The following is a 12756-nucleotide window of genomic DNA, read 5'->3' on the forward strand; positions in this document are numbered from 1 at the left end:
GTGGTGCGGCGCGATGGGTGGTGTGTGGGGCAAGATGGTCGCATGGATTCCAATGTGACTTTTGATCCCGCGGTGGTCGATGCGATTGCTTCCATCGACCTTGACCGTATCGGCCAGCCCGGTGGCTTGGATGTTCGAGTGGTGGGGGTGCCGTTGGCGGTGCGTTTCCGTGGGGTTGATGTGCGTGAGGCCGTGTTGATTAAGGGGCCGGCGGGGTGGGGAGAGTTTGCCCCGTTTAAGGAGTATGAGCCGCAGGAGGCCGCTGCGTGGTTGGCTGCCGGGATTGAGCAGTCGCATGTGGGTTTGCCTGCTGTAAAGCGTGATTCGGTGGAGGTCAACGCGACGGTTCCAGCGGTCGCGCCGGGGCAGGTGGCTGAGGTGTTGGATCGCTTCCCGGGGTGCCGGACTGTGAAGGTGAAGGTGGCTGATCGCCCGTGGGAGGAGGGGAGTCTGGATGATGACGTCGCGAGGGTTGCGGCTGTGCGTGAATATTGTGCTGCCCGCGATGTGGTTGTGCAGATTCGTGTGGATGCCAATCGTGCGTGGTCGGTAGAGCAGGCTACCCAGGCTGTGCGTCGTTTTGGTCCTTTGCAGTATGTGGAGCAGCCGTGTGCGACGGTTGATGAGCTGGCGCAGTTGCGTGCGACTTTTCCTCGGATGGGTGTGTTTGTGCAGGTTGCGGCGGATGAGTCTATTCGGCGCGCGGAGGATCCTTTCGAGGTGGCTCGTCGTCGTGCCTGTGATGTGGCGGTGTTGAAGGTGGCGCCGTTGGGTGGGGTGCGTCGTACGTTGGCGATTGCTGACTTTTTGGCGGAGCAGGGGATTGCGGTGACTATTGCTAGTGCTTTGGACACAGGTGTGGGCATGTACGGGGGGTTGGTGGCTGCGGCGAATCTGCAGGGGTTCGTGGATGATGATTTGATGGAGGCTCCTCGTTTGGCCGCGGGGTTGGCCACGGGCGGGTTGTTTGAGCCGGGCGCGGACGTCGTGCCGGATAGTCTTTTCGCCGTTGTTGATGGCGCTATTGCGGTGCCGCGCCAGGCTCCAGTGGTGGATGATCAGCGGTTGGCGGCGGCCGAGGCCCGGGTGTCGGATGAGGTGCGGCAGTGGTGGTTGGCTCATCTGCGCGCGTCGTTGGTGGAGCTTCGTAAGGCTGTCGGCCTAGAGTCCTGCTAGCCCGCTAGAGTGGGCCTATGGATTCTTGCGTTGACGTAGGCATTGCACCGGTGGTTCCTAGTGTTGTGGCCGCGGCGGTTGTGTTGGATGCTGCGGTTGCTGCTGGGGTGCGTGAGGTTGTAGTGTGCCCGGGTTCGCGTAGCGCCCCGTTGGCGTTGTGCGCGGCGCGGGATCCCCGGGTCCGCGTGCATACCCGCATCGACGAGCGTTCCGCTGCGTTTTTTGCCCTCGGCATGGCTAGGGTGACGGGGCGTCCTGCGGTGGTCGTGATGACCTCTGGCACTGCCGTTGCAAACTGTCTACCTGCCGTTATTGAGGCCGCGCACGCTCACGTTCCCCTGGTGGTCGCGTCAGCTGATCGCCCCGCTCGCCTGGTGGGCACGGGAGCCAGCCAAACCATTGACCAGGTGGGAATGTTCGGTGGGTTTGCCGAGTGCGTCAACGTTGAGCCCCTACCGAAGCGCCTCTCTGAGGATGACGCCGCGGAATTCACGCATGCAGTCAGCATGCTGCGCACCCAGGTGGATCACGCCTTCGCGCAGGTTGGTCCGCAGCACCCCTTGCAGTTAAACCTGCAATTTGACCAACCTCTCGTCGGCAGTGTTGACGCCGCGACCGCCTGGGTCCGTGAGAATCTTCCGGCCGCAGATGACGCGACGTCATCACCCGCGAAAACGCACGGTGGACAGTGGATCGACCACGGCGAAGTCTCCGTGGACCTAAGCAAGCGGACGCTCGTGATCACCGGCGACGAAGCGTGGCAGGTGGAAGGGCTTGAAGACGTCCCCACCATGGCTGAACCCACCGCACCCGCACCTTATCTGCCCGTGCACCCCGGTGCGGCGCGACTGTTCCTATCGGAACAGGTCTCCGCGGAAGGCTACGTTGTCGACACCAAACCGGAACAAGTCATCGTCGTAGGCCACCCCACGCTGCACCGCGGCGTCATGAAGCTACTCAAAGACCCCGACGTGCGGCTGATCGTGCTGTCCCGCACCAACCAACTCACCGACCCCTACCGGCGCGCCGACGCCACCGGAACACACATAAAAACCACCGGTGAGCTAGACAAAAACTGGCTCAAAGTATGCTCCGCGGCCTCCGACCTCGCCGCAGAAACCGTGCGCACCGCCCTCGAAGACGACACCCTCGGATTCACCGGACTGCACGCCGCAGCAGCCGTCGCGGACACACTCGCCGTGGGCGACACCCTCGTCCTCGGGGCATCCAACCCCGTCCGCGACGCCAGCTTCCTAGGCCTGCCCTACGACGGAGTCTCAACCTACGCCCCCCGCGGCGCCGCCGGAATCGACGGAACCATCAGCCAAACGCTGGGCGTAGCCGCCGCGACGTCAACACTCAACCCAGAGGAACCCCGCACACCCCGCACCATCGCGCTCCTCGGCGACGTTACCTTCCTCCACGACGCCGGCGGACTTAATATCCCCGAACACAGCCCCCAACCAGACAACGTCACCATCGTCGTCGCCAACGACTCCGGCTGCGGCATCTTCGAAACCCTAGAGGCAGGCGACCCCGACTACCGCGACGTCTTCGAACAAGTCTTCGCCACCCCCTGCAACGTCGACATCGCCGCACTCTGCGACGCATACGACTGGGAATACATCCGCGCCGAAACCACCCAGCAACTCCTCGACGCACTTGTCGACACCTGCGAAAAACCACGCGGCAGAACCATCATCGAAGCAATCACCACCCGCACCACCCGACGCGAACTCGCCCACAAGGCACAACTATGAACCCACGCGTGCGCAAAAGACTCAACCAACTCATCATGGGCCTATGGGCATTCGCCATCGTCGGCTGCCTCGGCCTCAGCGTCGGCTGCTACATCGACGACCGCACCATCGCCGCCGACCCCGGCCGAGCTCTCGCACGCGTCACCAACACCAGCGGAGCACGCACCACCGTCGACTTCCGCGACGAACAAGGCGTCTACCGCTCGCCCCCCAACGGACTGCTCTACCCAACAGGACTATCCGAAAACCAACTCGTCTACGTCACCTACGCAAAAAGCAACCCCAACCTCGTCAAAGTTGAAAACCGCGCCTGGACGCTATCCCTCATCCCCGCGGCGTCATTAATGCTGGCAAGCACACTCATCGCCGCCGCACTATTCGCCGCCGTCGCCTGGGCAAATACAGCCCTACGACGCCGCGCCGAAGCCGCAGCCACCGCACGACACCCCAAACACTAGGAGCCACATGCGAGCCGCCATTGTCGCCGAATCCTTCCTCCCCAACGTCAACGGAGTCACCAACTCCGTCCTCCGCATCCTGGAATACCTACGCGACAACGGACACGACGCCCTCGTCATCGCGCCGGGCGCCCGCGACTTCGAAGAAGAAATCCCAGAATACGCAGGGTTTCCCATCGTCCGCGTGCCCACCATCATGGTGCCGATGATCAACTCGCTACCCATCGGCGTCCCCATGCCCGCAGTGATCAATGCGCTGCGCAGCTTCCACCCCGACGTCATCCACCTAGCCAGCCCCTTCGTCCTCGGCGGCGCAGGAGCATCCGCCGCGAAACAACTAGACATCCCCTGCGTTGGCGTCTACCAAACCGACGTCGCCGGATTCGCACAAAAATACAACCTCGCGCCGCTGATCGCCATGAGCTGGGAATGGACCAAAGCCATCCACAACAAATGCCAACTCACCCTCGCGCCCAGCAGCGCCACCATCAGCACCCTCCGAAGCCACGGCATACGCAACGTCCACCAATGGGCCAGGGGAGTCGACGCCCAACGCTTCAACCCCAGCAAACGCAGCCAACAACTGCGCACACAATGGAACCCCACGGGCGCACAAACAATCGTCGGATACGTCGGCAGGCTCGCCGCCGAAAAAGGCGTCGAACGGCTAGCACAGGTTGACGCCCAACCCGACATGCAACTCGTCATCGTCGGCGACGGCCCAGAACGCCCCACACTAGAAGCGCTCATGCCCAACGCCGTATTCACCGGCGCCCTCGACGGCGAAGAACTCGCACAGGCCTACGCCAGCTTCGACATCTTCTGCCACACCGGAGAATTCGAAACCTTCTGCCAAACCATCCAAGAAGCCCTCGCAAGCGGCATCCCCGCAATCGGCCCCAACGCCGGCGGCCCCATCGACCTGATCTGCCCCGGCTCCCACGGCGCCCTCCTCGACGTCGACACCTACCAAGACACCGTCGTCAACACCATCCGCCAACTACGCGCACCCAACAGTTACCCCACACTGTGCCAAAATGCCCGGGACAGCATCGAAGGAAAAACCTGGGAAGCACTGTGCGAACAACTCCTTGATTACTACCAGCAAGCAATGTCCGCGACCTCGCCCCGATGGCGCCGCACCATCGCCGCCCCCATTCAACGCGTACGGCGTGCGGTAGCCTTGAGGCCGTGGCAAAAGCAACGCTAGACAAAAACCCCAAAGACGTCGCCCGCATGTTTGACGACGTCGGCAAAAACTACGACATCACCAACACCGTGCTGTCGTTCGGACAAGACAAACTGTGGCGTGCCCGCACCCGCAGCCGCCTTGACCTCAAACCGGGTGAAAAAGTCCTCGACCTTGCCGCAGGCACCGCAGTATCCACCGAAGAACTCGCAAAATCCGGCGCCTGGATCGTCGCCTGCGATTTCTCCCAAGGCATGCTCGCCGCAGGTAAAGACCGCGACGTCCCCAAAGTAGTGGGCGATGGAATGCACTTGCCCTTCGCCGACGCCAGCTTCGACGCCGTCACCATCAGCTTCGGCCTCCGCAACATCCACGACTACCGGGCAGGCCTGCGCGAACTACTACGCGTCACCAAACCCGGCGGACGCATCACCGTCGCTGAATTCTCCACCCCGATCGTGCCCATCTGGTCGACGATCTACAAGGAATACCTCATGCGTGCACTCCCCGCAGTCGCCCGCATCGTATCTAGCAACCCCGATGCCTACGAATACCTAGCCGAATCCATCCGCGCATGGCCCAACCAAGAAACGCTCGCCCAAGCCCTGCGGGAATGCGGCTGGGTCGACGTCGGTTGGCAAAACCTCACCTTCGGAATCACCGCGCTCCACAGCGGAATCAAACCCACCTAAAGCCGGCTAGCGTGGGCTCGCGCCAGCTAGTTCTGCGTGCCCCACAGCTGATCGGCTGAACCCAGACGCCGCGACAAACCAAACGCCGCACCACCTGCCGCCCGCCACACACGCGCCACCACATCACGGTCCTCCGGCGTCACCACATTGCCCATCAAACGCGCCGCAGTAGGCATCACCCCACTGCGCATCCCCACAGGGCCCGCAGCAGGCAAAAACCACGGCAGCGTCAATAAACGACCCAACTCGCGCGCCAGAGAAAACGCCGGCCCATACGTAGCCCGCAGCACCCCCGGCCACAGGTCCGTCAGCACCCTGCCCGGAGTATCATCCAACAACTCCACCGCAAGCCGAGCAGTCTCCAACGCATAATCAATCCCCTCGCCATTGAGTGGATTGACACACCCCGCGGCGTCACCAATCAACGCCCAGTTCTTACCCGCCACATTGCTCACAGCGCCACCCATCGGCAACACCGCGCTAGCAACCCCCTCAGGCTCGGAAAACTCCCACCCCTCAGCCTGCCCCACACACGACTGCCTGTAAGTACGCAACAGCTTCTTCGTGTTCACCTTCGCAGGACGCCGTGAAGTCGACAACGCTCCACAGCCAAGATTCACCGAACCATCACCCAAAGGGAAAATCCAGCCATAACCAGGCAAAACATCACCCGATTGCGGGTCCTTTAGCTCCAAATGTGAATGGATCCACGGGTCCGAACCCAACGGCGACTCGCAATACGAACGCGCAGCAATCCCATACACATGCTCCTTATGCCACACCCGACCCAACTGCTTCGACAACGTCGAGCGAGCACCATCAGCCACAATCACCCACCGCGGCTCCACCCTCAACTCCGCCCGATCAGCACCCCCAGCAGACGCCACCACAACGCTACGCAACCTGCCATCCACCACCACAGGATCCCGAACCACAGCCCCACCCAACGCACGCACACCAGGCTGCTCACACGCATGCGACGCCAACAACCAATCCAACTGGGTACGCCGCATCGCCGACCCCACCGGCGCAAAACCAGCAACCGGCCCCGGCTTCGGCCACGGACACTCCACCGAAGCACCAAAACCATGCAACATCAGCCCTCGATTGCGATAACCCCCAACCCCCACAGCATCCGCAACACCCAGCGCCTCCAACTCATGCATCGCCCGCGGCGTCAAACCATCCCCACACGTCTTATCCCGAGGAAACACCGCCTGATCCACCAACAACACCTCAAACCCCCGACGCGCCGCATGAAACGCAGCAGCAGACCCCGCAGGACCAGCCCCCACCACCAACACATCCACCCGCGCCACCAGCGACGGAAACACAGACGCGACGTCATCATCAAGACCAAAACCAAGAGGAAAAACCACGAACCCCATTGTGCCCACAACACCCCAAAGCAACAACAACCCCCACCCCAACACAACACAGAAGCCATCGAGGGTGCGCCCAACCCCACTAATCGGCTACGGTTATGGGCTAGTGACTAACCACCCGGCAGCGCACCCCACACGGGACGCCCCGCCGGACAAAACAAACCCAACCACGAGGACTACACACAACATGACCACGACCGGTGCGAAAATTACCCGCAGCGCCGGGCTCGACTCTGCTATCGACACCGGAATGGCCCAGGTCGAACAGCTCCTCCGCGAGCAACTAGCTCAGGGCGAAACATTCCTCAGCGACAAAGTCCAGCACCTCGCATTCGCCGGCGGAAAACGCTTCCGCCCCATGTTCGCGCTCCTCGCATCCCAATACGGCACCCGCCCGGGTAACCCAGACGTCATCAAAGCCGCCGCAGTGGTCGAAATGACCCACCTGGCCACCCTCTACCACGACGACGTCATGGACGAAGCCGCCTACCGACGCGGCGTCAAAAGCGCCAACGCACGCTGGTCAAACTCCGTAGCCATCCTCGCCGGCGACTACCTCCTCGCCCACGCATCACACCTCATGGCCCAACTAGGCACCGACACCGTCGCACACTTCGCAGACACCTTCGGAGAGCTCGTCACCGGTCAAATGCGCGAAACCCTCGGCGCCGAAGACCGCGAGCCCATCGAGCACTACATGGACGTCATCAAAGAAAAAACCGGTGTGCTGATCGCCTCCGCAGGCTACCTCGGCAGCCTCCACGCCGGGGCCCAACCCGGACACATCGAAGCCCTCCGCGGATTCGGCGCAGACATCGGAATCATCTTCCAAATCGTCGACGACATCATCGACATCTACTCCACCCCCGAGGAATCCGGCAAGACCCCCGGAACCGATCTCCGCGAAGGCGTATTTACCCTGCCAGTTCTGTATGCGCTAGCTGAAGACACCGCCGTTGGGGAAGAGCTGCGCGGGCTGCTCACCGGCCCGCTGACCAACGACGATGACGTCGCGCGCGCCCTGGATCTCCTGGCGCAAACCACCGGCCGACAACGCGCACTCGAGCAGGTCTACGCATACCGAGACTCCGCCAACAACTGGCTGGAACAACTCCCCGCTGACGCCCCAGCCACTGGTGCACTGCGCGAGCTGATGGCGTTCACCATCGAACGCGTCGGGTAGGGCACGTAGCCTGTAGAGCCTGTAGAGCGGGGGCTTGTGGAGCAGTGCCTGTAGGTTGCATTTGCGTGCGACAGGGGAGTTAGTAGGCCTGCAGAATTGCCATTTAAGCTGGTAATTTGTTCCACAGTGGGGGTGGTGTAGTAAAGTTTTCCACGCAACAAACCACGCCCTAGGGCGCAGGTTTTGTAGCTCGCCAGGTTGCCCGAGCGGCCAAAGGGAGCGGATTGTAAATCCGTCGGCTTCGCCTACGTTGGTTCGAATCCATCACCTGGCACAGGTAAAACCCCGGACGTCCATGACGCTCGGGGTTTTTGCATGCCCCGCCGGGCCTGTCTGCTGGCACGGTAGATCGGCGGCACGTTTTGTCAGTGAATCACTCACAAAATCGAGCAACAATGGCCGCACCTTGGATGCTCTAATAGGGGGCTAATAGTGCCATTGTACTGTAGATTTGTAAGAATTCGGGGTGATGGGTTAATCTTGTTCAGGCTTCAACGAGAGCGCGGCATTTAAATGTTGCATCTTGGTTTGGCTGCGCCCCCTTAGCTCAGTCGGCAGAGCGTTTCCATGGTAAGGAAAAGGTCGACAGTTCGATTCTGTCAGGGGGCTCTGTTTTTTATTGATAGCTGCTTCGCTCCAAGCGAGGAAGTGGTCAGTAAAATACGGTGAGGCGGTGTAGCTCAGTGGTAGAGCAAACGACTCATAATCGTTGTGTCGCGAGTTCAATTCTCGCCATCGCTACTGAGAACAGCGTAGACGCTTAAAATGCACCCCAGAGCCTAAACGTTCTGGGGTTTATTTTTTCCTACAGCTTGTTCTCTAAACAAAGACGACAGTCTCAAGCGTGACTAACGCACATCCTTTAGTTTGGTGTTGGTTGCCTTTCTGGTACTGTTGTCACAGTGTTCGCGAAGAGCCACCCAAAAGGGTTGCTTCGAAGAACATGCCTAGGGGCGTAGCTCAATTGGCAGAGCAGCGGTCTCCAAAACCGCAGGTTGCAGGTTCAAGTCCTGTCGCCCCTGCAAAATTTCCTCTTAAATCTAGGAGTGTTGTGTCCGACGATCTGCAGCCTGAGAATAAGGACCTGCGTCCTTCCGGTAAGCGCCAGGTTGTTGGTGTCTCTGCGTCCGCAACAACCTCCTCCGAGGCCTACGCTGCACGACGTGCAAAAGAAAACAAAGCTGAACTTGAAGAGTCCGGCCGTGGAGCAGTCAAAGACTTCTTCCCCGAAGTTGTCGATGAGATGAAGCGTGTCATCTGGCCGACCGGTCGCCAGATGGTTAACTACACCGCCATCGTGTTGGCATTTTTGATCGTCTTGACCGCGATCGTTGCTGGCGTTGACTTCCTTGCCGGCCTGGGGGTTGAGAAAGTCCTCATTCGCGACTAGTCTTAATCACAGTATTCGTTTTATCCCGCTTCCCGCACCTGGGTAGGCGGGATAAATTTTTGACATGTGGAGTGTTTCTATGACTGACAACAACCAATCCGACTTCCAAACCGCCCAGGAATCCGATCTGGAAATCGTCAATAATGACGCTGTTGATGCAGTGACCGAAGCAGCAGCTGAGGTCGCAGAGGGCATCGCCGATGCGGGTGGGGATGTTGACGCAGCCATCGCCGCAGCCGAAGCAGAAGCAACGGATGCGCCTGCAGAAGCAGACAAGGCCGAGGCAGACTCCGCTGAAGCGACTCCGGAGGATGCAGACGAAGCAGCCATTGCCGAGTACAAGACCCGACTGCGTGCCTTCATCCGTGATCTGAAGAAGCTCCCCGGCGACTGGTACATCATTCAGTGCTACTCCGGTTACGAAAACAAGGTTAAAACCAACCTTGATATGCGCGCCCAGACCCTCGAAGTTGACGATGCGATCTACGACGTGGTCGTGCCGATCGAGGAAGTCACGGAAATCCGCGACGGCAAGCGCAAGCTCGTCAAGCGTAAGCTCCTGCCTGGTTACGTCCTCGTCCGTATGGACATGAACGATCGCGCATGGTCCGTCGTCCGTGACACCCCCAACGTGACCTCCTTCGTTGGTAACGAGGGGCACCCCACCCCGGTGAAGCACCGTGACATCGCGAAGTTCCTCATGCCGCAGGAGAACACCACTGTTGAGGGTGAAGAGAACAACACCACCGGTGAAAAAGTCGTGGCAGCACCTATGACCTCCGCGCCGAAGCCTGCAGAGTCCGACTACCAGGTTGGCGAAGCCGTCACCATCCTCACCGGTGCATTCGCTTCCGTTTCGGCAACTATCTCCGAGATCGATGCTGAAAACGGCAAGGTCAAGGCCCTCGTGTCCATCTTTGGTCGCGAAACCCCGGTCGACTTGACCTTCGACCAGATCGAAAAAATCATGTAACACCCCCGCGACGTCATGACGCCGCGTTGAACACAACGCACAGCACAACGCCTCGCAAGGCGCATCGCGCAACACATCGCGAACACAGCCGCCGGTTTTCATAGGCCGGCGACTGTTGCTATGCTGGTAGATCGTGTCTGCAAACTGCGGGCACAACCGCGCGAAAACCTTTCGCGACGCAATTTTAAACGTGCACAATGTGTGTCCCCGGTGGCTGGCTAAACCCGGCATCCGGACGGAAACCACCAGGTATGCCAATCGAGCCTGGTGGTCGCCCGTTAACAAGGAAGAAGGTAATTCGATGGCTCCGAAGAAGAAGGTCACTGGCCTCATCAAACTGCAGATCCAGGCTGGTCAGGCAAACCCGGCTCCGCCGGTCGGCCCCGCACTGGGTGCCCATGGTGTCAACATCATGGAATTCTGCAAGGCGTACAACGCTGCGACTGAAAACCAGCGCGGCAACGTCGTCCCAGTTGAAATCACCGTCTACGAAGACCGTTCCTTCGACTTCAAGCTGAAGACCCCTCCGGCAGCCAAGCTGCTGCTGAAGGCCGCTGGCCTGCAGAAGGGCTCCGGCGTCCCCCACACCCAGAAGGTGGGCAAGGTCACCATGGCTCAGGTCAAGGAGATCGCCGAGACCAAGAAGGAAGACCTCAACGCCAACGACATCGAGGCTGCTGCCAAGATCATCGCCGGCACCGCTCGTTCCATGGGCATCGAGGTCGAGGGCTAAAACCCTCACCATTTATGACGCCGCGGGCGCCTGTGTGATCAGGTAAACGCGACGTCATCACTAAAAAATATTTTGTGGAAGGGTCGGCTCCGGCCCGCACAACCACACAATCCGAATCGAAAGAGGATTTTAAAATGGGCAAGCGCTCTAAGGCATACCGCGCCGCCGCCGAGAAGATCGACGCCGGCCGCCTGTACACCCCCCTAAAGGCCGCTGAGGTCGTCAAGGAAACCAGCTCCAAGAACTACGACGCTACCGTTGACGTTGCAATGCGTCTCGGCGTCGACCCCCGCAAGGCTGACCAGCTGGTTCGCGGCACTGTCTCCCTGCCCAACGGCACCGGTAAGACCGTCCGCGTCATCGTTTTCGCCGCTGGCGAGAAGGCAACCGAGGCTGAGGCTGCTGGCGCTGACGTTGTTGGCTCCGAGGACCTGATCGAGAAGATCCAGGGTGGCTGGACCGACTTCGACGCTGCTATCGCAACCCCCGACCAGATGGCCAAGGTTGGCCGTGTGGCTCGCGTGCTCGGCCCCCGTGGCTTGATGCCGAACCCCAAGACCGGCACCGTCACCACCGACGTTGCTAAGGCTGTTGCTGACATCAAGGGCGGTAAGATCTCCTTCCGCGTTGACAAGGCTTCCAACCTGCACGCTGTTCTCGGCAAGGCTTCCTTCACTGCTGAGCAGCTCGCTGAGAACTACGCAGCACTGTACGAAGAGGTCATGCGCTTGAAGCCCTCTTCTGCAAAGGGCACCTACCTGAAGAAGATCACCCTGGCCTCCACCAACGGTCCTGGTGTTCCGGTTGACCCGAGCATCTCCAAGAACTTCACCGCAGAGTAAAACACTGCGCTGAGCGTTTTTCTGAAGCCTCTGCTGGCCGTTATGGCTGGTAGGGGCTTTTGCTTTTGTGACGGGAGGACGCTTCAGATGTCTGAAGCAGCGCCGCCAAGTAGTCACAGGGCGTACGTGGGGCGGGTGCTTTGAGGTCCTTGACCAGATCGCGATGGCTGGGCGTTTGCCGGAGCTGGAGTCTCTGCGTGGGCACATAATTTTGTTGGAGGCTGCTGAGTCGCTTACTCCGCCTGATCAGATTATGCGGCGTGTTCGCGCGTTGGGCGAGTGGGGGATTTATGACGTCGCGTCGGCTGTTGTTGTCGCATCACCCCCGGTGAGCAGCTTGGAGGTGGTTCCGAGCGAGCCGCAACAGGATGCTGATTGGCAGGCGCAGTGCGACGTCATTTTTGAGCAGTTGGAGTATTACAATCCTGCCCTGCCTGCGGTGTTTGGTGTGCCTTTTGGTCATACCCGGCCGCAGTGGGTACTGCCTTATGGTGGGCAGCTGACTGTCGATAGCGAGAAGCGGAAGATCTGGGCGGACTATTCGCGCTAGGGGCACAAGGCGTACAAAAAACCGGCAGATTTGCATCTTTGAAAAGCTCGACCTGGGGTTTTAGGGGTGGTCTATGCAAATCTGCTGGTTTTTTGTACGCGGAGGTGGGGCAGGGCTGACGTGAGCCGGTTGGGTACGAGGCTAGAGGGGGCCGGTCGGGAGCGGAAGGCGCGTGATTTGCTTTATTGACGCGGCGTCATTATCCTTGCTCAGGAACTTAAATAGGCGGGTAACCGTCATGCTTTAGGTTTCACCGAAGACCGTCGGTCAGCCGCAAGGCTCGAAGGAATCCCCACAAAGGATCGGCCCACGCAGGAGGACTTGGAAGCGAAAACCCTCAAAGGTTGGATGCGCCCTGTGCTCTTGCACGGGGCCTTTGTTATGCAGACATGTTTTGCGCAAAGGCCTCGGCGGAAAACATATAT

General features: G+C 60.1%; 12 protein-coding genes and 4 tRNA genes. 15 read left to right on the forward strand and 1 reads right to left on the reverse strand.

The features are described 5' to 3' along the window. The first annotated feature begins 42 nt into the window (after positions 1-42). From CARG_RS01045 to CARG_RS01065, 5 genes are read left to right on the forward strand one after another with little or no spacing between them, the layout of a single operon-like run. Positions 43-1176 (forward strand): o-succinylbenzoate synthase, encoded by a 1134-nt coding sequence (locus CARG_RS01045; protein WP_020975534.1) that lies wholly within the window; start codon positions 43-45, stop codon positions 1174-1176. 17 nt (positions 1177-1193) lie between these two features. Continuing rightward, the gene (gene menD / locus CARG_RS01050) at positions 1194-2936 is read left to right on the forward strand and encodes a 2-succinyl-5-enolpyruvyl-6-hydroxy-3-cyclohexene-1-carboxylic-acid synthase (protein ID WP_020975535.1); all 1743 of its coding nucleotides are present in this window, start codon (positions 1194-1196) and stop codon (positions 2934-2936) included. Then, positions 2933-3394, forward strand: coding sequence for a DUF3592 domain-containing protein (locus CARG_RS01055; RefSeq protein ID WP_020975536.1), 462 nt, complete (start codon positions 2933-2935; stop codon positions 3392-3394). The genes menD and CARG_RS01055 overlap by 4 nt, the downstream gene beginning before the upstream one ends. Positions 3395-3401: 7 nt before the next feature. After that, positions 3402-4604: a glycosyltransferase family 4 protein gene (locus CARG_RS01060; protein ID WP_020975537.1), complete on the forward strand. Its 1203-nt coding sequence runs from the start codon at positions 3402-3404 to the stop codon at positions 4602-4604. Further along, positions 4586-5275: a demethylmenaquinone methyltransferase gene (locus tag CARG_RS01065; RefSeq protein WP_020975538.1), complete on the forward strand. Its 690-nt coding sequence runs from the start codon at positions 4586-4588 to the stop codon at positions 5273-5275. Before CARG_RS01060 ends, CARG_RS01065 begins: the two co-directional genes overlap by 19 nt. 26 nt (positions 5276-5301) lie before the next feature. Here the strand turns inward: CARG_RS01065 and CARG_RS01070 are convergent, their stop codons facing one another. Further along, positions 5302-6597, reverse strand: a complete 1296-nt coding sequence (locus tag CARG_RS01070; RefSeq protein WP_046204064.1) for a geranylgeranyl reductase family protein — start codon at positions 6595-6597, stop codon at positions 5302-5304. Positions 6598-6847: 250 nt separating this feature from the next. Between CARG_RS01070 and CARG_RS01075 the strand changes: the two genes are divergently transcribed. The 10 genes from CARG_RS01075 (at position 6848) to CARG_RS01120 (ending at position 12331) form a co-directional block, all read left to right on the forward strand. After that, positions 6848-7843, forward strand: coding sequence for a polyprenyl synthetase family protein (locus tag CARG_RS01075; RefSeq protein WP_020975540.1), 996 nt, complete (start codon positions 6848-6850; stop codon positions 7841-7843). A 192-nt stretch (positions 7844-8035) separates the two neighbouring features. Then, a tRNA-Tyr gene (locus CARG_RS01080) sits at positions 8036-8117 on the forward strand. A gap of 262 nt (positions 8118-8379) precedes the next feature. Continuing rightward, positions 8380-8452, forward strand: a tRNA-Thr gene (locus CARG_RS01085). 60 nt (positions 8453-8512) lie between these two features. Then, positions 8513-8584 (forward strand) — tRNA-Met (locus CARG_RS01090). Between the two features lie 208 nt (positions 8585-8792). Beyond that, positions 8793-8865, forward strand: a tRNA-Trp gene (locus CARG_RS01095). A 29-nt stretch (positions 8866-8894) separates the two neighbouring features. Beyond that, complete coding sequence (gene secE / locus CARG_RS01100; protein ID WP_020975541.1) at positions 8895-9233, forward strand: preprotein translocase subunit SecE; 339 nt, start codon at positions 8895-8897, stop codon at positions 9231-9233. A gap of 79 nt (positions 9234-9312) precedes the next feature. Continuing rightward, entirely contained in the window at positions 9313-10206 is an 894-nt protein-coding gene (gene nusG / locus CARG_RS01105) for a transcription termination/antitermination protein NusG (protein ID WP_020975542.1), read from the forward strand. 301 nt (positions 10207-10507) lie between these two features. After that, on the forward strand, positions 10508-10939 hold the full coding sequence (gene rplK / locus CARG_RS01110) for a 50S ribosomal protein L11 (protein ID WP_020975543.1): 432 nt from the start codon (positions 10508-10510) through the stop codon (positions 10937-10939). 134 nt (positions 10940-11073) lie between these two features. Beyond that, complete coding sequence (rplA, locus tag CARG_RS01115) at positions 11074-11781, forward strand: 50S ribosomal protein L1 (RefSeq protein WP_020975544.1); 708 nt, start codon at positions 11074-11076, stop codon at positions 11779-11781. Positions 11782-11848: 67 nt separating this feature from the next. Beyond that, on the forward strand, positions 11849-12331 hold the full coding sequence (locus CARG_RS01120) for a S66 peptidase family protein (RefSeq protein WP_020975545.1): 483 nt from the start codon (positions 11849-11851) through the stop codon (positions 12329-12331). Positions 12332-12756 lie beyond the last annotated feature (425 nt).

The organism is Corynebacterium argentoratense DSM 44202, assembly GCF_000590555.1.
Lineage (GTDB): Bacteria > Actinomycetota > Actinomycetes > Mycobacteriales > Mycobacteriaceae > Corynebacterium > Corynebacterium argentoratense.

Coding starts and splice junctions, on each gene's coding strand:
- CARG_RS01045 (WP_020975534.1), top strand. CDS start 43: ATGGATTCCAATGTGACTTTTGATCCCGCGGTGGTCGATGCGATTGCT.
- menD (WP_020975535.1), top strand. CDS start 1,194: ATGGATTCTTGCGTTGACGTAGGCATTGCACCGGTGGTTCCTAGTGTT.
- CARG_RS01055 (WP_020975536.1), top strand. CDS start 2,933: ATGAACCCACGCGTGCGCAAAAGACTCAACCAACTCATCATGGGCCTA.
- CARG_RS01060 (WP_020975537.1), top strand. CDS start 3,402: ATGCGAGCCGCCATTGTCGCCGAATCCTTCCTCCCCAACGTCAACGGA.
- CARG_RS01075 (WP_020975540.1), top strand. CDS start 6,848: ATGACCACGACCGGTGCGAAAATTACCCGCAGCGCCGGGCTCGACTCT.
- nusG (WP_020975542.1), top strand. CDS start 9,313: ATGACTGACAACAACCAATCCGACTTCCAAACCGCCCAGGAATCCGAT.
- rplK (WP_020975543.1), top strand. CDS start 10,508: ATGGCTCCGAAGAAGAAGGTCACTGGCCTCATCAAACTGCAGATCCAG.
- rplA (WP_020975544.1), top strand. CDS start 11,074: ATGGGCAAGCGCTCTAAGGCATACCGCGCCGCCGCCGAGAAGATCGAC.